Here is a 21,147-nt window from a genome sequence, read left to right as displayed (position 1 = left end):
ACCACGGCGTACGATAGCTGTGTGTCCACTTTCGTTCTGCGCAGCCCGCCAGCGGACAGTCCGGGTCCGGCCCCAAGTCGCTCATTCCTCGTTGGCCGTGGCGACGCTAACCGATCACATAGCGGCTGAAGGCAAGCCCTGATACCTGGCTTGCGACGAGACCCGCGCCACGCCTGTACAACGATACTTTAATTTCTGCATGCGAATATGCCGATGAACCGTGCCAGTTGCTGAGCAGTCTTTGACGCACTCTGAATGCCGTCACCAAGTTTGTAGGTTCTGGGTACCTGGCCTGAATCTGTAAGCGCCCCGCTGACGAGAAAAGCATCGAGAAACCTGACCAGTTCACGGATATCGATGAACCTGACTGTGGCTTTTCGGACTTGCGCTTTCAAGGACAGTAATGAAAAACGAGGACCGCCCAGTTGCACTCAGGCGAATGAGCCAAAGATGGTACGATTTAGGCGCGTTCGTGCCTGCTTTTTTGGCGCTCGTTGTCGCCGTCACTGTGTTTGTTTTTGCCGACACACAGCGGACCAGGCTTTTCCGCGAGGAAGAAAAGGAGCGTGCCACCGAGAGGCTCGCAGTATTGTCTGCGCAAATTCAAACGAACATTACTGGCAACGTCAAACTCCTTCAGGGATTGGTGGCGGGAATTGGTACCGAGCCACAGATACAGCAGGAAAGATTCTTCCAGCTTGGAGAGCAAATATTCCGCGCGAGATCTCAGCTTCTCGGCGTGGCAGCCGCACCTAACCTCACAGTCAAATTCTTATACCCCGGTGTTGTGGGTCAGGACACGATCGGTTTGGACTACCGGAAAAACGAAGAACTTCGCAAAAGCGTTTACCAAGCGAGAGAGATTCACGATTCCGTACTGGCCGGTCCTCTGAGGACGACTTCGGGTAGTCTCGTGCTAATGGCAAGGTGTCCGGTATACGTGACGAGAGGAAAATCTCAGTCATTCTGGGGAATCGTGTCGGGGACCATTGATCTCAATCGATTGTTTGGAGACAGCGGCGTCGAAGGTAGTGATTTGGACCTGTCCATCAGCCTTCAAAAAACTCCGCTGCAACAGAGTGAAGTATTCGTCGGATCGCTGGATATAGTGAATGACGACCCCGTCAGAATATCCATCGATCTGGGTTATGATACTTGGTATCTTGCGGCACGGCCAAGTGGTGGATGGTCAAACCATCCGCCAATGATACTCTTCCGATTTTGCATGACCTTGGTCTCGGCTTGTGTCGTCGTACCACTGGTATGGGTCGGATTTCTTCTACGCTCTCGTCAGCGTACTATTCGCGCATTGCAATCCCGCGAAGATGATCTGGAGAACGCGCGAGCTATGGTTGAGCATCAGTCTTTGCACGATGCTCTAACAGGACTTCCTAATCGACGTTACCTGGACAAACTGATAGGGAGCCACAGACCAACGGAAGAGGCTGGGCGCTACGCATTCATCCATGTCGATCTGGACCGTTTCAAAGATGTCAACGATACATTAGGACACGCGGCCGGCGACGAAGTATTACGCTTGAGTGCTGCAAGGCAAAGAAGCCTCCTCGATGCAAGTGAGTTCGTTGCGCGAATTGGAGGCGACGAGTTCGTGGTCGTCCTCCGTGGCTCTGCGCCCGAACAGCGCGCCAACGCGTTGGCAAGGCAGATTGTAGACGCTCACGATGAGATCTTCGAAATATCCGGCAATGAATGTCGAATTGGCGCGAGCGCCGGCATCGCCTGGCAGGCAAGGGCAGAAGACGATCTCAATCAGCTACTCATCAACGCGGATATTTCTCTTTATGAGGCAAAAAAGACTGGCCGCGGACGGGTAGGTGTCTACTCTGAAGGTCTCCGATTGGCGACGTTACGGAGAAAGCAATCTGAGGACGAGGTACTCGCAGCCTTGGAGCAAAATCAATTTATTCCGTTTTTCCAGCCGCAAATCGATGCTCAAACGCTTGAGGTAGTCGGGGTTGAAGCGCTTGCCAGGTGGGATCATCGCGAGCACGGACTGTTGGCGCCGGCGCGGTTTCTCAAAATATTCGAGAGTTTGCACCGCGCTGCAGAACTGGATGCGATTATTCTTGAAAGCGCGATATTTCAAACCAAGCGTTGGGCGGTAAACGGAATCAATGTTCCCAGACTGTCAGTCAATATCTCGTCTCAGCGTTTGAAAGACCCACATCTGCTGGAAAAGCTTGCAGGCATGCACTTCGAGAAGGGGAAGCTTGCCTTCGAACTGCTAGAGTCAATTTCTTTTGACGATTCCGGACCTGGTCATTTCGATATCATCAAGAAAATCAAGAAAATCGGCATTGAAGTCGAGATCGACGATTTTGGAACTGGCCATGCTTCCATTGTCAGCCTGCTGGAACTGGCGCCTAGCAGGCTGAAAATCGATCGCAAGCTGGTCGGCCCGATTGTAAACTCTATTTCGCAAAGAAAGCTTCTGTCGTCGATTATTGACATGGCCAGATCCCTGAACATCGAGGTCGTTGCCGAAGGCGTTGAAACCTCTCAGCATATCAAGGTTCTGCGAGAATTGGGCTGCCATGTCCTGCAAGGCTACGCGATAGCGAAACCCATGTCGTCGGAAGAGTTTATCTCCTTTATGAAAGCAGGAAACCCTTTGTCTGCCACCGACAGCGAAACCAGCATGCAGAAATTTCTGATGCAGTAAATATCCGAGGACGATATGGCCATACGCGTTATAGTACTCATGAATGCGCTGCTCCTGTTTTGTGGAGAAGCGGCGCTGGCAAAAGATTGGCACGCTGTCAATATTGCCCTCGAAGGGCAATATGCACCGTGGAACATGAAAAATGCGGACGGTTCACTGATTGGTTTCGAACCGGAACTCGCAGATTATCTATGCAAACGGATGAAAGTGAAATGTAATCTCGTCGCGGCGCCCTGGGACGGAATGATCCCTGCACTGAACTCGGGAAAGTTCGATGCAATAATGGATGCGCTCTCGATAACGGCGGAACGTCAAAAGATTATCGATTTCAGCGAACCTTACGCTATCACTCCGGCAAGTTTCGCCGCAGCGAAAACCAGTTTGACCCCGGAAATAAAACAAACCAGCGCGACGATCACGTTAGCGGGTGATGAAGTTTCAGTGCCTGAAGTCGATCATTTGAAAAAGCTATTTGCAGGCAAGAAAATTGGAATACAAGCGGGAACGGTCTACGCAAAGTTCGTTTATGACAACTTCGGAGACGCGTCCGAAATCCTGGAATACAACTCGAGCGCGGATCGAGACACAGATCTCGAAAAAGGTGTAATCGATCTCGGCTTTGACGACTGGGTCTATTTCGGAGAAACCTTTGAGAAATCGACATCTCTTACATTTGTGGGTCCGAAAATCGCCGGAACGATTTGGGGAGCCGGAGAAGGCGTTGGCCTTCGCAAGGAGGATTCCGACCTGCGGGACATGTTCAACGAAGCAATTCAGGCAGCTCGCGCCGATGGCACAATTCGACGGCTCTCGCTCAAGTGGTTCAAGACAGATGTCAGTCCCGCTAATTAGCTAGCCGGCAAACCATGCTCAATGCGAAAAGCTGCGCAGAAATTCGCGCTTACTCAGCTTTAGCAGAAATGCGATCAGAAACACCACCGGCCGATTGCCGATGCTGCCGGACGGCAATGCGCCTGCCTTTTTGCCATTGCGGCCTGTGCCGCTGCTTCCCAAAAGACTGCCATTCGATCATATCCGCAGGGGCTGGCCGAAATGCTGCCGTTAAGGGACGCGCGCTTCCAGGCTCATCCTATTGCAAGCTGCCGCTTCTCACGATCGAGCATGCGCTTTTGGCGGTGAGCCGAAGGCGGACCTGAAAGCATGGCCGAATGCACTCTGCGACGTATAGCCAACCTTGCGCGAGACACTGGCGACAGTCTCATCACTCCGAGCCAGCGCCGCACGAGCGATGGTGAGACGCCACGCCCGCACATAGGCAAGTGGCGGCTGTCCCACACGGCGCGTGAACTCCGCAGAAAAGGCAGCCCGCGACATACCGGCCACACTGGCGAGCCGGGCCACCGTCCACGGCTGCGCGACGTCCCCATGAATGAGGCGAAGTACCCGACCGAGCCGGGGATCCGACAGAGCGCCAAGCCATCCGATCTCGACCGCATCGATGCTCCCCGCATAGGCGCGGATCGCCTCCACCAACAACACATCGGCGAGCCGCGCATTGACGATTTCGCTGCCGATAATATCGCGCTCGACCTCGTCATTCATCAGCCCAAGGATCGTCGCCATCGCTCCAGATGCAGCCGAGGATCGAGGGACGAACAGGAAATCCGGCAGCATGTCGAGCAGGAAGTCCACATTTCCGGGGTCGAACGTGACGGCTCCCCCGATCGCGACTGTCTCGTCACCCCCAAGACGCGCAACATCGCCGCCGGCGCCGTAGAAGCTTTGGCCGTCGAGCGGCGGTACCTCCGGATCGCTGGCGATAGCATATGCCGTGCGCCCCAACAGGCAGACATCCCCTGCGCTCATCAGCTGGGGCGCCCGCGCCGGCAGCGTTATCCAGCCGGTTCCCCGCAGCAGCGCCACAAACTTGAGCCGGTCGAGCGCTGGAAATGTCAGAGCCCATCGTCCTGCTGCCTCCAGCCGGGTGCGGCGGCTCACCCGCGCGCCAAGAACGTCGAGGACATCCGATAGGGGGTCAGTCACAGTTTTGGACGATCGCGATAAATCCATGGATATCCCAGCATAGCTCATCTTGAACCAGGTGCCTATCTTCTCCGATGAGTTCAATGAAGGAGAAACGCTTTGGGTATCGAAGGCAAGGTTGTCGCCATCACAGGCGCAAGCAGCGGGATCGGACGCGCGACGGCGAAACTGCTCGCCGAACGAGGGGCTTTTGTCGTGCTTGGCGCGCGCCGCGAGGAGGCGCTCGCAGCGATCGTGGACGAAATTACCGCTGCAGGCGGCAAGGCCGTGCACAAGGCGACCGACGTCCGCCAGCGGAGCGATCTTGAAGCGCTTGTCGCATTGGCAATTGAGCATGGCGGCAGGCTCGACGTCATCGTGAACAATGCCGGGATTGGCCCCATATCCCGTTTCGATGCGCTCCGCGTCGAGGACTGGGACGCCATGATCGACGTCAATCTGCGTGGCACGCTCTATGGCATCGCTGCGGCATTGCCGGTCTTCCAGCGTCAGCAGTCGGGCCACATCATCAACATCGTCTCGACCGCAGGCATCAAGATCGTGCCCACCATGGGTGTTTATGCTGCGACCAAGAACGCAGTGCGGACCATCAGCGAAGCCTTGAGGCAGGAAGCAGGACCGCATCTGAGGGTCACCGAGATTTCGCCGGGGATGATCTCGACCGACTTTGCAAGCTCGATAACCGATCCCACCGTGAAGTCGGCAATTGCAGAACGCGCATCTGGTGTCGCTATCCCACCGGCTTCGATCGCTCGGGGCATCGCCTTTGCGATCGAGCAGCCGGCCGATGTGGACATTGGCAGTATTGTCATACGACCGACGGCCCAGGATTGAGCGTCTGATTTCTGGTGAATCTCCGGCCTTGGCCCGAAGCGGACATCGCGCCCGCAACGCGCCAAATCGCCGATCGCAGGGGCTATGCCGCCGGCCGGGGATGACCCAGGGTCGCTGCACGCTCATCGTCCGTCAGCGAATGCAGGAAGTTGGCGCAGGCGTGCCTGAGGCCGGACCAGCGTGGCTCGCCGATCACGATCGGCTGCCCGTCCTTCGAAATGTCTGCTTCGACGACGAAATGCGATTGGACGATGTGACGCGCACCCATCGACTGAAGGACCGGACGAAGCCCGTAATCCAGCGCCAGCACGTGGGCCATGCTGCCGCCGGTGCCCAGCGGCAGCACGACCTTTCCGGCAAAGGCAAATTGCGGCAGGACGTCGAGCGCCGCCTTGAGCAGGCCTGTGAACGAAGCCTTGTAGATCGGCGTCGCGACAATCACGCCATGCGCATCGCCAACAGCCTCTATCAGCGCCGCCAGCGACGCATGGCCGACATCACCCGTCAGCAGCGCCGCGGCATCGCGCTCGCGCACCGCCAGATGTTCGGTGTCGATGCCGCGAGACTGGAACTCCCCGAGAACGGCGTCGACGAGTATTGCGGTTTTGGAAGTTGCCGAAGGGCTTCCGGATATGGCGAGGACTTTCCTGACACCTATTTCATTATGCCCATGATTGAGATTGAGGTCGATCAGGCCCTCAGACCGGTCGAATTCGCAGCACTGGCGAAACTGTTCGCCGGGCGCGCAAGGCCCAGCCGGTCGCGCAGCGTTCCCGGTTCATACTCGGTCCTGAACAGTCCGCGGCGTTGCAATTCAGGCACGACGCTGCGCATGAAATTCATCCAGTCGTCGGGCAGGAGCGGGAACATCAGGTTGAAGCCGTCCGCCGCACCTGAAACGAACCACGCCTCCAACTGGTCTGCCACCTGCTTCGCCGTACCGGCGACAAGCGGCACCGAGCCCGTGGCGGCGATCTTGCGCGCCAATTGGCGGATGGTCAGTCCCTCGTTGGATTTGTCCCGGACGAGCGCCAGCCAGGTTCGCCAGCCGTTGTAATTGGCCTCTTCCGGAAGGTCGGGAACCGGGCCGTCGAGGGGATAGGCGGAGAGGTCGACGCCCGCCCAGGTGGACAGCAGGTCCACCGCCACCTCATCGAGCATCAGCGATTCCAGATATTGCTGCTTCTCCTGAGCTTCCGCAGTCGTCTCGCCGACGATCGGCAGGATGCCGGGAAGCTGCTTGAAGCTTTCGGGCCGTCTTCCAAACCTGGCAAGCCGCACATCCATGTCGGCGCGATAGGCGATGCCGTCGGCTTCATTGCGAATGACGGCGAAGTGGACTTCGGCATGCTGTGCGGCGAGGTTCTTTCCCGCCTCCGACGATCCGGCCTGCACGATCACGGGATAGCCCTGCGGCGGCCGCGTGACGTTGAGCGGCCCACGGACCCTGAAATGCTTGCCCTTGTGATGCAGGAAGTGGACCTTGGCAGGATCGGCGAAGAGGCCTGATGCCTTGTCGAGCACGACCGCATCGTCCTCCCAGCTGTCCCACAATGCCTTGGCCACGTCGAGGAATTCGGCGGCGCGGTCATAGCGCAGGGCATGGTCGATATTGGCGTCGCGGCCGTAGTTCATCGCCTCTTCTTCAAGCGCCGACGTCACCACGTTCCATGCCACGCGGCCGCGGCTGATATGGTCCATCGACGCGAACGTCCGGGCGGTGTTGAAGGGCTCGGTATAGGAGGTCGACGCCGTCACCATGAAGCCGATATGCCGGGTGACCGCCGAAAGGGCTGAGACCAGCGACAGCGGCTCCAATCGAGGATTGGCGTAATGTGCGACGCCGCTGCCGAGGCCGTTCCAGATGCCGAGGTGATCGGCAATGAAGATCGTGTCGAGCTTGGCAGCTTCCGCCGCCTCGACCAGTCCACGGTAGAACTCGAAATCCATGAATTCATGGCCGGGCGCCCGGGGATGGCGCCATGAAACGCGATGGTCGCCCTGGGGATTGAAGAAGAACGCCGCCAAAATCATGTGTCCAGGTGACATGCCTTATCTCCGTGCTTGCGTTTTCCGGCCTCCCAACCGTTCTCATGGTGAAAGCTATGCGAGAAATTCTCTTTTGAAAAAGGAATATTTCTGCGAGATAGGAAAGCCCAGCTTTCTTTCGGAGTTCGCCCATGCCAGGTACCGTTCCGCTGCGCGCGCTTGAAGCATTCGAAGCCGCTGCGCGCTCCGGCAGCTTTGTCGGCGCCGCGCAGGAGCTTTCCGTGACGCCGGCGGCGGTCAGCCAGCTGATCCGCGGCCTGGAAAGCCAGGTTGGCCGCAAGCTCTTCCACCGGGCAAACCGCCGCGTTGTCCTGACCGAGGCCGGCGTCGACATTTTTCCCAGGCTCGCACAGGCCTTCGGCGAGCTGCGCGGCGTCTCGCGCGAGCTGACGGCGAGCGATCCGGTTTCGACACTCGTCGTCTCGGTGGCCCCATCCGTCGCAATGGGCTGGCTGTCGTCGCGGCTTGCGAACTTCGTCCGCAGCCATGGATGGCTCGACATCTCCCTTCGAGGCGAGGACGATCCGGTTGCCTTCGACAGGGAATTGATCGACCTGCGTCTCTCCTACGGCCCGTCCCATTATGCTGATCACCAGACCGAGGAACTGGTGACCGACTGCGTCTATCCCGTCTGCGCCCCGTCCTTGCTTGCCGATTGCGGCCGGATCGACGGACCCGGCGCGCTGGCGGGGATGCGCCTGATCCACACGGATTGGGGACCGGCGGGCGCATCGTTTCCTTCCTGGACAAACTGGTTCGACGAGATGGGCATCGCACAGCGAAGAACCGTTCGGCATGGCATGGCCGCCAATTCGTCGATGGCCGCGCTCGACCTGGCACGCGGGGGGCTGGGCGTGGTCCTGGCGCAAGGCCTGTTTTGTGCGGATGACCTGGAGGCAGGCAGGCTGGTCGTGGTCGGCGAGGCGATGAGGCTGGCCAACCCCTATTGCGTGACGGTCCCGAACCGAAGCCGCCATCGGGCCGCGGTATTGCCCTTCAAGCAATGGTTCGAAAACGAATGCCGGCGATGCGTGGACAGCATGAAGCGCCATCTTCCGGCGGATGCGTGATTCCCAGGCAGACTTTCGTTGGCAAGCCAACAAGTTGGAAGATTCCACCAGGCAATCAACGTCGGCAGTCTTGCCGCCGAAGTCAGGACCGCCGCGACGCCAACAGCGCCAGACCGGCCGAGATCGCGCCGGCCAGCAGCAGCGCGAGGTTCAACCAGAAACCGATGAAGGCGGCAAAGATCAGGAATCGCACCGCGACGGCACGTCTGAGAACGGCGTGCGTCCGCACCAGGGTCCAGAGGGAACCGATCAGCCGCGGATAGCTCAAATCGGTGGTCGGCGGCACGCGCGGCAGCCAGAGCGCCAGTGCGGCGCCGATGGCGATCATCAGCGCCGCCCCCGACGCGGCAATGCACCGATCCCGAAAGGGCAGCGGCATGACCTTGTTTTGCTTTTATTTATCTTGTGGTCTTGTCTCCGCCACTGGTAGAGCTTACATACGATGCATCGACCTTTGCTTGTGATCTTTGCTCGAGCACCACGCTCTCCAGATTTCCTTTCATTAATCGACGCTGCGGTGAATGGTTGTCGCGGCAATTCAACGGTTGAAAGGAAATCGTCATGAACGTTGGCACCGTAAAGTTTTTCAACAGCACCAAGGGCTTTGGCTTCATTCAACCGGAGAATGGCGCGACCGATGTGTTCGTCCATATCTCGGCAGTCGAGCGTGCTGGCATGGGGACGCTGGTCGAAGGCCAGAAGGTTCAATACGACATCGTCCGGGACAATCGGTCAGGCAAATCGGCCGCCGATAACCTAGTGGCGGTGTGATCGCATTCTCTGTCGCCGACCACGGATGTACTGGCGGCTGACGGATGAATGCTGACGGAGGTCGGGCAATGCCCGGCCTTTTTTGTCCCTGAAGCGCGTCACGATTTTTCGGATTCGCTGACTTTTCGGATTGGCTCCGGGCGCTTCAGCTCTTTGTTTTTTCGCATGCCTCCCGAAACCGGTGACCACTTCGGGAGACATGCCTCGTCCAGATTGGAACCGCGATGACAAAGGCGACCTACGCTGTCGGCGACCATGTTTATCTGCTCACGGGGTCCGTTCGCAGCGCCCGGGCGGAAGGCCAGTATCAAGTCATCGGGCTGCTTCCAAACGATGAATCCGGCGCAGCGCAATATCGCGTTCAATCCCGGCAAGAAGGCTTTGAACGGCGCATTCGCGCAAGCGAGATCGACGCCGAACGATCGGCCAAGCCATCCGGCAGTTCCGCCGATCCTGACGCCGGCGGCAGCACGCGCAATTGGATAAAGCCGTTGACATTGCAAACCAGGAAATAGTGTCCGGCAAAGGGGCACCCAAGCCGCGACAAAACAAAGGAACGAAGCGGATGAATCGTTGGCTTGCCAACGAAAGTCTGCTGAGTGGATGACAACAATATCGATCAGGCCCTTCGCGTCCTGAAGCGGCAAATGCGGAAGCAATCCGCAGACAGCGCAGGGCATTGCGAAAGAAACTGTAGCGCGAGAGCATGGGTCCGGGAACCAGAACCAAACCCCGCGCGCACCGGCCCGTGACGAATTCCGCAAGAGGATAAGACAGTGGCAACCGACCGGGAACAGCTTTTCCCTGCTAAACGAGCCAACCCCCAAGCGAAAGCGGCGACAACCGACAATGCCGCGCGTCTCATCGTGGCGGCCGAAACCGCCGCCCGCGAGAAGAAGACGGCCAAGCTGAAGGCATTGCGGCTCGAACAGCCTCCGGTGCCTGCCGTGGAAGCACCGCCGTCGCGCAAGCGCGCCCAGCAATCGAAGTAGCCGGGGCGGAGCCGACTGGTGGATGCGTCAATCCATCGATCGTTCCCGGTCGATAGTCCGGCGACGTGATCTGTGAAAAGCCGATGCATCGCGATGTGACCGCCGAGGCGCATTTTGCGCTAAGTTATTGTGATCATTGAACATATTCCGCCTTGTCGACGCCCCCCTCGCCTCGGCCGCGCCTGGTGCAAAGCGGCCGAGGTCGTGGCTGCCAATGGTTGCGATGAAGCTCGACCATGCGAAATTCTGCGACATGATCGCCGACGCCGTCGAGCGGCTGACCAGGGCGAAGCTATAGGGTGCCAGGGGCGGGAAAGGTCGGTAAAGCCTGGAGCGCGGTTCTCAATCCATCAGAACTGCGCTCCAGGCTCCAGACCCCCACATCTACAGAATGAAATAGCCACTCCCGACCGTCACGTCTTCGTGCAGGCGAATGACGAAATCCTGTTTGCCGTCGCCATCGACGTCGCCATAGATCAGGGTGTCGGTCGATGTATCGACATAGCGCAGTTCGCCGGCATGGTGGTCGAAGTTGTCGGTGCCGATGAAGGTGAACTTCTGGTCGCCACTCACGTTGCTATTCGCATCGATCGCGTGAAGGTCGATCTTGTCGCGTTGCGCATGGGAAAAATCGAAGATCGTATCGGCGCTCTTCTTGGTGGCGCCGGTCTGGTCTGCAGCGAACAGGAAGTGATCGGCGCCGCCGCCGCCATAGAGCTTGTCCTTGCCCGCTCCGCCCGTCAGCTTGTCATTGCCGTCGCCGCCGGTGAGGATGTCCTTGCCGCCGGCGCCGTCCAGCTTGTCCTTGTCGCCGCCGCCGTCCAGGCTGTTCGCATTGCCGTCACCCGTCAGGATATCGGCGAAGGCGGAGCCGGTGAGGTTTTCGATCGAGTCATAGGTATCGCCGGCGGCGTCGCCGGTATTGCCGGCCGGGGTGGCCAGATTTGCGGTGACGCCTGCGGCGGCGGTCGAATAGGATGCGGTATCGGTGCCGTCTCCGCCGGACAGGGCATCGGCATCGGCGCCGCCGGTCAGGGTGTCGTTGCCGCCGCCACCGGCCAGGCCGTTGGCATTGCCGTCACCCGTCAGGCTATCGGCGAAGGCGGAGCCGATGAGGTTTTCGATCGAGTCATAGGTATCGCCGGCGGCGTCACCGGTATTGCCGGCCGGGGCGGCGAGATTGGCCGTAACCCCGGCGGCGGCGGTCGAATAGGACGCCGTGTCCGTACCGTCTCCGCCAGACAAGGCGTCGGCGCCGGCACCGCCGTTGAGCGTATCGCCGCCGCCAGCGCCGTCCAGGCTGTTGGCATTGCCGTCACCGGTGAGGCTATCGGCGAAGGCGGAGCCGATGAGGTTTTCGATCGAGTCATAGGTGTCACCGGCAGCATCGCCGGTATTGCCGCCCGGGGCGGCCAGATTGGCGGTGACCCCGGCGGCGGCTGTCGAATAGGACGCCGTGTCCATGCCGTCTCCGCCGGACAAGGCGTCGGCCCCGGCGCCGCCGATGAGGGTGTCATTGCCGCCGCTGCCATCCAGGCCGTTGGCATTGCCGTCACCGGTCAGGTTGTCTGCGAAGGCGGAGCCGATGAGGTTTTCGATCGAGTCATAGGTGTCACCGGCAGCATCGCCGGTATTGCCGCCCGGGACGGCCAGATCGGCGGTAACCCCGGCGGCAGCTGTCGAATAGGACGCCGTGTCCATGCCGTCTCCGCCGGACAGGGCGTCGGCGCCGGCCCCGCCGGTCAGGGTGTCATTGCCGCCGCTGCCGTCCAGGCCGTTGGCATTGCCGTCGCCGGTCAGGCTATCGGCGAAGGCGGAGCCGATGAGGTTTTCGATCGAGTCATATGTGTCGCCCGCGGCGTCGCCGGTATTGCCGGCCGGGGCGGCCAGATTGGCCGTGACCCCCACGCCTGCAGTCGCATAGGAGGCGGTATCCGTGCCATCGCCCCCGGACAAGGCGTCGGCCCCGGCGCCGCCGATGAGGGTGTCATTGCCGCCGCCGCCGGCTAGGCCGTTTGCGTTGCCGTCACCCGTCAGGCTATCGGCGGAAGCCGAGCCGAGGAGGTTTTCGATCGAGTCATAGGTATCGCCGGCGGCATCGCCGGTATTGCCGCCCGGGGCGGCTAGGTTGGCCGTGACCCCTATACCCGCGTTCGCATAGGAKGCGGTATCCGTGCCRTCGCCCCCGATCAAGGCGTCGCCACCGGCGCCGCCGGTCAGGGTGTCATTGCCGCCGCTGCCGTCCAGGCCGTTGGCATTGCCGTCGCCCGTGAGGCTATCGGCGAGAGCCGAGCCGAGGAGGTTTTCGATCGAGGCATAGATGTCGCCGGCGGCATCACCGGTATTTTCGGCCGGGATGGCCAGATTGGCCGTGACCCCTGTGGTGGCGGTCCAATAGGATGCGGTATCGCTGCCATCTCCGCCGAACAAGGCGTCAGCGCCAGCACCGCCGGTCAGGGTGTCGTTGCCGCCGCTGCCGTCCAGGCCGTTGGCATTGCCGTCGCCCGTCAGGCTATCGGCGAAGGCGGAGCCGAGGAGGTTTTCGATCGAGTCATAGCTATCGCCGGCGGCATTACCGGTATTTTCGGCCGGGTTGGCCAGATTGGCCGTCACCCCTGCACCGGCGGTCGAATAGGATGCGGTGTCGCTACCGCTTCCACCGGATAAGGCGTCGGCACCGGCGCCGCCGGTCAAGGTGTCATTGCCGCCGCCGCCATCCAGGCCGTTGGCATTGCCGTCGCCCGTCAGGCTGTCGGCATAACCTGAACCGATAAGGTTTTCGATCGAGTCATAGCTATCGCCCGCGGCGTCGCCGGTATTTTCGCCCGGAGCGGTCAGGTTTGCCGTGACCCCTGCGGCTGCGTTCGAATAGGATGCCGTGTCCGTGCCGTCTCCGCCGGACAAAGCGTCGCCACCAGCGCCGCCGGTCAGGATATTGTCGACATCGTTGCCGGTGATCGTGTCATTGCCCGACCCGCCAATGGCATTTTCAATCTCGGACGCCTGATTGTTCTGATATTCCAGAGCGTTGAAAATGCTGCCGCGCGCGAAATTTCCGTCACCGAGATAGGCGAGCTGGTCGCTGTCGAAGACCGACCATTTTCCTGGCCTCAGATCGATGCTGATGCCCGCCGTATAGGCGCTGAGATCATAGGTGTCGTTGCCGCCGCCGTCCCAGAGGGTGGCGAAAATCCGGTTGGCGCCCGGCGCGATCGCTATGCTGCCGTCGATGACCGTATTGCCGGAATCGGGTGTCCATTTATAGACGGTATCGCCCGAATTGGTCGTGTAGTCGGCGCCGTACATCGTCTGCAGCGCGGCAATGTCGAGCATCATATAGGTCTGCTCAAAGCCCCATTGCTCGTTTCTATATCCACCCGCCGTCGACGCGTTGTAATAGGACCGGTAGGACATGACGGAGAATTCTATCGTATCTTCGTCGAGCGGAACGACAACGCCCGACCCTCCGGTGTCATGGGGATGCTTAAGGCCCATTGCGTGGCCGATTTCATGCAAATGGGTAGCCCATKCGTAATTTCCCGCCGTGGGAAAGCGATAGTCGTTCGCCGTTCCGTCATAGGCACTGCCGATCCAGACATCGCCGTCGTCACTCGGGTCGGCGGTGACGAGATTGCCGGGAAAGTCGGCCACCCGCGACGTTGGCAATGTGCTGGACGTCGTTCCACCGAAGCGAATATGTGTGCCGCTGGTGGAATCGACTTCGCCACGGCTCTGGATATCAGCCAATGTGAAGCCGGCGATGGAAAAACCCGCCGCTGCGGAATTTTGCGAGCCATCCAAGGCAAACTCCGCCGCAGTCTCTTGCCCTGTGCTGAAAACGCGAAAGTTGGCCGGCAGGTCAGGCAGTGACGTATAGTTATAAGCCGCGTTGGTCTGCGAAAATGAATAATAGATAACGGCATCGGCCCATTTATGACCGACCAAAATCCCGTCGATGTACTGATCGCCGGTGGCGGTGACGACAGAGGTGGTTGTTCCAGTACCACTCATTGAACTCTCCCGAGGAAGATCTCATCTGCCACTGTCCAAGAGGGACATTTTATCGCTTTTGACCTGCCTGGGGAATGGAGCGTCGTAAAACAAAGGCTCAGCACCCCAGGACGACAAACCTACAGCACGAAATACCCCGCCGTCACCGTCACGTCCTCGTGCAGGCGGATGGCAAAATCCTGTTTGCCGTCGCCGTTGACGTCGCCGTAGATGTAAGTGTCGGTCGCGGTGTCGACATAGCGCAACTCGCCGGCATGGTGGTCGAAATTGCCGGCGCCGATGAAGGTGAAAGCCTGGTCGCCGCTGGCTTTGGTACTCGCATCGATCGCGTGAAGGTCGACCTTGTCGTGTTCGGCTTTGGAGAAATCGAAGATCGTATCGGCGCTCTTCTTGGTGGCGCCGGTCTGGTCCGCAGCGAACAGGAAGTGATCGGCGCCGTCGCCGCCATAGAGCTTGTCCCTGCCCGCTCCGCCCGTCAGCTTGTCATTGCCGTCGCCGCCATCGAGCGTGTCCTTGCCGCCGGCGCCGTCCAGCTTGTCCTTGCCGCCGCCGCCGTCCAGGCTGTTGGCATTGCCGTCACCCGTCAGGGTGTCGGCGAAACCTGAGCCGATGAGGTTTTCGATCGAGTCGTAGGTGTCGCCCGCGGCGTCGCCGGTATTGCCGCCCGGCGCCGCCAGATTGGCCGTGACCCCCGCGCCCGCGGTCGAATAGGATGCGGTATCCGTGCCGTCTCCGCCGGACAAGGCGTCGGCGCCGCCGCCGCCGGTCAGCGTGTCATTGTCGCCGCCGCCGGCCAGGTCGTTGGCATTGCCGTCACCTGTGAGGCTATCGGCGGAAGCCGAGCCGATGAGGTTTTCGATCGAGTCATAGGTATCGCCTGCGGCGTCGCCGGTATTGCTGGCCGGCGTGGCCAGATTTGCGGTGACCCCCGCGGCGGCGTTCGAATAGGATGCGGTGTCCGAGCCGTCTCCGCCGATCAAGGCGTCGCCGCCGCCGCCGCCGGTCAGGACATTGTCGACATCGTTGCCGGTAATCGTGTCATTGCCCGACCCGCCGATGGCGTTTTCAATCTCCGAAGCCTGATTGCTCTGATATTCCAGCGCGTTGAAAATGCTCCCACGCGCGGTATGTCCGTCACCGAGACCGGCGAGCTGATCGCTGTCGAAGACCGACCATTTACCCGGCCGAAGATCGACGCTGATGGCCGATGTGTAGGCGCTGAGATCATAGGTGTCGCTGCCGCCGCCGTCCCAGAGGGTGGCGAAAATCCGGTTGGCACCGGGCTCGATCACTATGGTGCCATCAATCACCGTATTGCCGGAATCGGGGGTCCACTTATAGACGGTATCGCCCGAATTGGTCGTGTAGTCAGCGCCGTACATCGTCTGCAGCGCAGCGATGTCGAGCATCATATAGGTCTGCGCGTGGCCCCATTCCTCGTTGTGCAAATTGCTTATATTCGCACCCTCATACGACCGGTAGGACATGACGGTGAATTCCATACAGTCTTCGTCTGCTGGAACGGCACCGTAGACCGAGCTTTCCTGAGAGTGCTTGAGACCCATTGCGTGGCCGATTTCATGCAGATGGGTATACCATGCATAACCTCCCGCAACCGGCGTGCGATAGTCGTAAATCGTTCCATCCGTGGAGCTGCCGATCCAGATATCGCCGTCGTCGCTGGTGTCGGACGTGATGATGTTGCCGGGAAAGTCGGCCACCCGCGACGTCCCGAGCTGGCTGGATGTCGTTCCACCGAAGCGTATGTTCGTGCCGCTGGTGGAATTGACGTCGCCACGGCTCTGGATATCGGCCAGCGTGAAGCCTTCGATGGAAAAACCCACCGCTGCGGCATTTTGCGAGCCATCCAAGGCAAACTCCGCCGCAGTCTCTTGCTGTGCGGTGAAAACGCGAAAGTTGGCCGGCAGGTCGGTCACGCTTGAATCAGTGTAACTATAGGCTGCGTTAGATGTTGAAAATGAATAATAAATAACGGAATCGGCCCATTTATGACCAACCAAAACTCCATCGATATACTGATCGCCGGTGGCGGTGACGACCGAAGAAGTTGTTCCAGTACCGCTCATCGTATTCCTCCTGAAGTAGAATTCATCATCAACTCTTCAAGATACACCTTTTATCGCGTTTGACATGTATAGGGAATGGAAAGCATAGAGGAATCGGCAAGGTCTCGATGAAAGCTGTCGGGATCGAGGCGCGGAAGCGTCCGCGCGCATTGCTGCTACTCGACACGGTGCGGGCGGCCAATGTCATCACCAAGGACCTCGCCGCGCTCCAGCGCTCCATGACGAAAAACTTTTCACCCTTTCGCACATGCTGCGGCTGTCCTCGACCCTTGTCATGAAGACGGTGTTGCAGAACGGGCCGCTGCCGATTTGGACATGAAACGCCACGGCATCTCCGCTTCTGATGCAGTCAGCGGATGAATCCCTGGCTTGCCAACGAAAGTCGGCTTAGAATTCCCCGCGCCGATGGGAGCCGCGCATGGATGAAGGCGAAAAGGCATTGCTGGTGCGGATTCGCGGCCGCGTGCAGGGCGTTGACCGCGAGCCGCTCGAACCCGACCGCGTGCCTGGCGATTTCCGCGTGCTGCGGTGATCCGACATCGCCTCAGCGCGAAAAGCTCTTGCGATAATGCGTGGGCGAGATCGAGAATTTGCGCAGGAAGGCGCGGCGCAGGGTGACAACGTCGCCAAATCCGGATTGTTTCGCCACCGTCTTCACCGGAATCCTCGCATCTTCGGCCAGCCGGCGCGCCGCTTCCAGGCGAACCGACTCCACATATTGCGCCGGCGTCATCTGTACCTCCTGCTTGAACAGCCGCGCAAAATTGCGTTCGCTCATGCCGACACGTTCGGCAAGGGCCGGCACTGCCAGATCGGATTCGAGATGGTCGTTGATGAAATCCTGTGCCGCCTTGATCGACGTCTTTTGCGCGCTCTGGGCAATCAGATGCGTGCTGAACTGCGACTGGCCGCCGGGCCGCTTGAGAAAAACCACGAGTTCCCTGGCGACGGACAGCGCGATGTCAAGGCCGACATCCTTTTCCACCAAGGCCAGCGCCAGATCGATGCCAGCCGTGACGCCGGCTGACGTCCACACTTTTCCGTCCGTGGTGAAAATGCGGTTCGGTTCCAGTCTCACGGCAGGAAATCGGCGGGCGAATTCACCGGCTTGCGACCAATGTGTCGTGGCCCGCAAGCCGTCAAGCAATCCCGCCTCCCCCAGCACGAAGGCGCCTGAGCAGACCGAACCGACGCGCGGCGTCTCATCCGATACGGATTTCACCCATTGCAGGATGTCGTCCGGCACAGGGCGCTCCTGGATGAGGGGATCRCCGGCAATCAGCAGGGTATCGATTTCGCCCGCAGGTTCGTCGATCCCCCGATCGGCGATCAGCTGCACGCCGGACGATCCCCGCACCGGCCCGCGTTTGGCGCTGACGATCTCCAGCTGATAATAGCGCTGCCCCAGCTGGCGGTTTGCTTCGGCAAACACGTCGCTGGGGCCGATGACATCGAGAAGCTGAACACCTTGCATGGCCAGGATGGCGATCTTTCTCACTTGCCGCTCTCCAGACGGAACAGACGCCCCGTCAGTATGATCACCAGCGTGCGCGTGAACAAGACGGCAATCGCAATCGCCAGCGCGACAAAGATGGCAACCGCAAGGCCCTGCAGCAACGGACTGCCGACGGCTGACGAATAGCGGAAGCTGGCAATGGAAAAGGCGGCGAGCGGGAAGCCTATGGCCCACCAGTTGACGCCAAACGCTATGCCGGACCGGAAGATTTTCGGCACCAAGACCAAGAGCAGGAAGAGCGCGAAATAGTAGAGCGAGGCGGCGAACATATCCACCTGTCGGGTCAGATTGGTATAGGCCAGAAAGCCGACGGCGAACGGAGCGATCAGGATGAGCAGGGACGGCCGCATCATCATCGGGATCGCCTCGTGGTGCCGCAACCGACCGAAGATCAACACGACCAGAACGCCGGCGATCACCGACCCGACGGCAAAGGCGAGCAGGTTGACTTCGTGCGCCCAGGCAAAGGGCATGGCCGACCCCGTCACGGCAATATCGAGCGTGGCGACACCCGGGATGAGCAGAGCCGGCAGCGTGTCCTCGCCCCGGTGCTGCCGGCCAAGGAAGCGCTGCATGACCGCATAGGCGGTGACAAAGGTCAACAGCGTCCCCATCGTCCAGACCGTCTGGGCGACGATGGTGCTATACGGCCGCAGGAACGACGACAGCAGCAGGATGCCGATGGCGATCGTGGCGAAGAAGTTGTTCTGCACGGGGTGATCATATTCGGCCAGGATAGCACCCGGATGCAGCGCAAGCTTGGCGAGATAGCCGGTCGCAAGCGCGATGAAAACGGCGACGGCAACCCAGCCGATCGCCTCCCCCACAGCCGCCTCGACGATACCGAGCTTCGCCGCCTCCCTCCACGCCAGGCTCAGTCCGGCAAGCCCCATCACGGAGGCGAAGAGATTGATCGGCAGGAGCCTGATCGTATGCTTGGGTTTGGACACAAACCTGGTGTCATCAGTCAAAACCATCTCGGACATTGCAAAACTCCATTTAGGCAAATGATATGCCTTCAATGTAGTGCAATGCCGGTTTGGCGGATAATGTATAGAGAATACATATTCTGCCAAAATGTGGCTGGTGACGGCCGCGGAGGTCGTCACGCCTGTCGGCGGGCTTGTTTGCGTCCGGCGCAAACTGCCGAGACCACTCGACCGGTTCCGGCCAATCCGGACACGAGGTCGAGACGACGAGGACCGCAGCGACACATTTAATTATGGGCGGGCACTGCGCCGCCCGATCGAAACTGTCTTTCGTAGAAAATGCGGACTGACAGGACCACCCCAATGAGCAGGATCACGATCCCTGCTACTTCCATTACGGTCGGCCACCGACCATGAACGACAAGGCCCCCGATGACTCCAAAGGCGGTTTCCGACACGATCAATTGCGCGGCCAGCGCGACGGGCAGGCTTTGCGACGCGACATTCCACGCCCACACCCCGCCTACGGTCGCCCGAAGTGCGAAGGATGTACCCCAAAGATAGAGCGAGCTTCGCGCCTGCCTTTAGATTCTCCCAGTAGACGCGTCGGCTTTTGCGAGAAGCCAAAACCGGAAATGGACGGGATGACCAGATGGAAGGCGTCCTCGGCCTTGCCGCCGTGGTTGGTGGGATCCGTCAACGGACCGATGACACCCAGCAGTTCGAAGATCAAACCTGGCCAGCGATGGGTCATGATCAGAGGCAACGCGTTCTCAAACCATCAGCCTGCCGCGGCGCGCGCCGCAAAAATCTGCCACTTGCCTGGAACCCCGCGCAATTCCGCTTCGCCGCGGGGGTCGAACGCGATGCCCGATCCGACGACGAGGTCCTTGACGGTCTGCGAGGCAATGATCTCGTTGGCTCCGGCCAAGCCGAGCAGACGTGAGGCGAGGTGAACGGCAATTCCGCTCAGGTCGTCTTCGCGCCGTTCGCATTCGCCGGTATGCAGTGCCGTGCGGATGGCGATGCCGATCTTGCTTGCCTGCCTGAGAATGGCGTCGGCACATTGGATCGCCTTTGTCGGCCCCTGGAAGGCCGCCAGGAAGCCGTCGCCTGTCGTGTTGACTTCGGTCCCGTTGAAGCGGCGCAATTCCGCCCGGACAAGCTCGTCGTGACGGCGGAGCAGATCGCGCCAGCGCTGATCGCCCAGTTCCGCCGCCATGGATGTCGAGCCGACGATATCGGTAAACAGCACCGTCAGGAGCACGCGCTCCGACGCCGGCAGCGGGCGCATTCCGGTCAGGAACTCCTCGATCTCGTCGACGGTGCGGTCCACGCCCTCGCCCCAGATGACGTGGTCGTTGCCGGGTTGCTCGACAAATTTCGCCCCGGCTATGCCATCGGCCACCAGGCGGCCTTCCTCGACCTTGAGCCATCGGTCGCCGGTGCGATGCAGGACCAGCGTGGGAACGTGAATGGAGCCCAGGATATCGCGCACGTCGATCTCGGTATTCCAGCGCCAGAGCGCGATCGCGTCCTGCGGTGAAGCCGAATTGCGCAGATAGGCGGCGAACCATTCGTTCACCTGCCTGTCACCCACGAGGGTCGGCGCGGCGTTGCTGAGGTCGAAGGCATTGCCCCAGTCGCGCGCGATCATCGCCAGTTCCTCCTCCACCTGCTCGGCGGTCTTGGCCCAGGGGTAGTCCTCGGCCCACAGGCCCCTGGCAAAAGACCCATAGAGGACCAGCCCCGCGGTGCGCTCCGGAAAGGTCGCGGCGAACAGCATGCACATGCTGCTGCCCTCCGACGTGCCCATCAGCACCGCACGCCGCGAGCCCGCCGCATCCATGACCGCCTGCACGTCCTGCATGCGCTGTTCGAGCGTCGGAAAGCCGACATTGCGATCCGAAAGCCCGGTCCCGCGCTTGTCGAACAGGATGACCCGCGCAAAACCCGACAGGCGCTCGAACATGCGCGCCCAGCGCGGGTTTTCCCAGGTGTGATCGAGATTGGAAACCCAGCCCGGAACATAGACGATGTCGATGGGTCCATCGCCCACGACCTGATAGGCAATGTTCAATTCGCCACTGCGAGCATAGCGGGTGCTTGGGCGCATGCCGGAGCATAACATCGATCATGAGCGATGGGAACGACGGTGGCTTGCTTCGCCAGGGGAACAGCCGGATGTCCATGCGTGCGGC

Annotated in this window: 16 protein-coding genes and 2 pseudogenes; 6 read left to right on the top strand and 12 right to left on the bottom strand. The window is 60.3% G+C overall.

From position 1 onward, the window contains the following. The first annotated feature begins 403 nt into the window (after positions 1-403). The gene (locus AC1D06_RS15760; RefSeq protein ID WP_477986937.1) at positions 404-2,683 is read left to right on the top strand and encodes a bifunctional diguanylate cyclase/phosphodiesterase; all 2,280 of its coding nucleotides are present in this window, start codon (positions 404-406) and stop codon (positions 2,681-2,683) included. A 15-nt stretch (positions 2,684-2,698) separates the two neighbouring features. Next, a complete protein-coding gene (locus AC1D06_RS15755) occupies positions 2,699-3,535 on the top strand; it encodes a transporter substrate-binding domain-containing protein (RefSeq protein ID WP_477879634.1) in 837 nt (278 codons plus the stop codon). A 258-nt stretch (positions 3,536-3,793) separates the two neighbouring features. On the opposite strand, the gene AC1D06_RS15750 is transcribed toward AC1D06_RS15755, so the two are convergent. Continuing rightward, positions 3,794-4,687: an AraC family transcriptional regulator gene (locus AC1D06_RS15750; protein WP_477986936.1), complete on the bottom strand. Its 894-nt coding sequence runs from the start codon at positions 4,685-4,687 to the stop codon at positions 3,794-3,796. Between the two features lie 99 nt (positions 4,688-4,786). On the opposite strand from AC1D06_RS15750, the gene AC1D06_RS15745 reads away from it, so the two are divergent. Beyond that, the gene (locus tag AC1D06_RS15745; protein ID WP_477986935.1) at positions 4,787-5,521 is read left to right on the top strand and encodes an SDR family oxidoreductase; all 735 of its coding nucleotides are present in this window, start codon (positions 4,787-4,789) and stop codon (positions 5,519-5,521) included. 82 nt (positions 5,522-5,603) lie between these two features. Here the strand turns inward: AC1D06_RS15745 and ssuE are convergent, their stop codons facing one another. After that, positions 5,604-6,155 (bottom strand): NADPH-dependent FMN reductase, encoded by a 552-nt coding sequence (gene ssuE, locus AC1D06_RS15740; RefSeq protein ID WP_477986978.1) that lies wholly within the window; start codon positions 6,153-6,155, stop codon positions 5,604-5,606. A 56-nt stretch (positions 6,156-6,211) separates the two neighbouring features. After that, complete coding sequence (locus AC1D06_RS15735; protein ID WP_477986934.1) at positions 6,212-7,570, bottom strand: LLM class flavin-dependent oxidoreductase; 1,359 nt, start codon at positions 7,568-7,570, stop codon at positions 6,212-6,214. Between the two features lie 131 nt (positions 7,571-7,701). Between AC1D06_RS15735 and AC1D06_RS15730 the strand changes: the two genes are divergently transcribed. After that, positions 7,702-8,640, top strand: coding sequence for a LysR substrate-binding domain-containing protein (locus tag AC1D06_RS15730; RefSeq protein ID WP_477986933.1), 939 nt, complete (start codon positions 7,702-7,704; stop codon positions 8,638-8,640). Positions 8,641-8,722: 82 nt separating this feature from the next. Here AC1D06_RS15730 and AC1D06_RS15725 read toward each other — a convergent pair whose 3' ends face one another. Next, positions 8,723-8,968, bottom strand: coding sequence for a hypothetical protein (locus AC1D06_RS15725; protein ID WP_477986932.1), 246 nt, complete (start codon positions 8,966-8,968; stop codon positions 8,723-8,725). A 233-nt stretch (positions 8,969-9,201) separates the two neighbouring features. On the opposite strand from AC1D06_RS15725, the gene AC1D06_RS15720 reads away from it, so the two are divergent. Continuing rightward, positions 9,202-9,411 carry a cold-shock protein gene (locus AC1D06_RS15720; protein WP_477879656.1) on the top strand — a complete coding sequence of 70 codons (210 nt, stop codon included), beginning with the start codon at positions 9,202-9,204 and terminating at the stop codon, positions 9,409-9,411. 98 nt (positions 9,412-9,509) lie between these two features. On the opposite strand, the gene AC1D06_RS15715 is transcribed toward AC1D06_RS15720, so the two are convergent. Continuing rightward, positions 9,510-10,058: a hypothetical protein gene (locus tag AC1D06_RS15715; RefSeq protein WP_477986931.1), complete on the bottom strand. Its 549-nt coding sequence runs from the start codon at positions 10,056-10,058 to the stop codon at positions 9,510-9,512. Between the two features lie 129 nt (positions 10,059-10,187). On the opposite strand from AC1D06_RS15715, the gene AC1D06_RS15710 reads away from it, so the two are divergent. Next, positions 10,188-10,403 (top strand): hypothetical protein, encoded by a 216-nt coding sequence (locus AC1D06_RS15710; RefSeq protein WP_477986930.1) that lies wholly within the window; start codon positions 10,188-10,190, stop codon positions 10,401-10,403. Positions 10,404-10,787: 384 nt separating this feature from the next. On the opposite strand, the gene AC1D06_RS15705 is transcribed toward AC1D06_RS15710, so the two are convergent. The 7 genes and pseudogenes from AC1D06_RS15705 to AC1D06_RS15675 form a co-directional block, all read right to left on the bottom strand. Next, positions 10,788-14,414 carry a hypothetical protein gene (locus tag AC1D06_RS15705; RefSeq protein ID WP_477986929.1) on the bottom strand — a complete coding sequence of 1,209 codons (3,627 nt, stop codon included), beginning with the start codon at positions 14,412-14,414 and terminating at the stop codon, positions 10,788-10,790. A gap of 119 nt (positions 14,415-14,533) precedes the next feature. Beyond that, entirely contained in the window at positions 14,534-16,285 is a 1,752-nt protein-coding gene (locus AC1D06_RS15700; RefSeq protein ID WP_477986928.1) for a M10 family metallopeptidase, read from the bottom strand. Positions 16,286-17,045: 760 nt separating this feature from the next. Then, positions 17,046-17,999, bottom strand: coding sequence for a GlxA family transcriptional regulator (locus AC1D06_RS15695; RefSeq protein ID WP_477986927.1), 954 nt, complete (start codon positions 17,997-17,999; stop codon positions 17,046-17,048). After that, a complete protein-coding gene (locus AC1D06_RS15690; protein WP_477986926.1) occupies positions 17,996-19,003 on the bottom strand; it encodes an SLAC1 anion channel family protein in 1,008 nt (335 codons plus the stop codon). Before AC1D06_RS15690 ends, AC1D06_RS15695 begins: the two co-directional genes overlap by 4 nt. Before the next feature lie 230 nt (positions 19,004-19,233). Further along, positions 19,234-19,524, bottom strand: a pseudogene (locus AC1D06_RS15685) (EamA/RhaT family transporter); the annotation flags it as partial. 29 nt (positions 19,525-19,553) lie between these two features. Then, positions 19,554-19,721, bottom strand: a pseudogene (locus tag AC1D06_RS15680) (epoxide hydrolase); the annotation flags it as partial. A 6-nt stretch (positions 19,722-19,727) separates the two neighbouring features. Beyond that, positions 19,728-21,026, bottom strand: a complete 1,299-nt coding sequence (locus tag AC1D06_RS15675) for an adenylate/guanylate cyclase domain-containing protein (protein WP_477986925.1) — start codon at positions 21,024-21,026, stop codon at positions 19,728-19,730. Between the last annotated feature and the right edge of the window lie 121 nt (positions 21,027-21,147).

This window comes from Rhizobium sp. P2_G2 (assembly GCF_056403555.1).
Note: the sequence above shows the minus strand (reverse complement) of the source record. Positions and strands in the feature narration are given on the sequence as shown.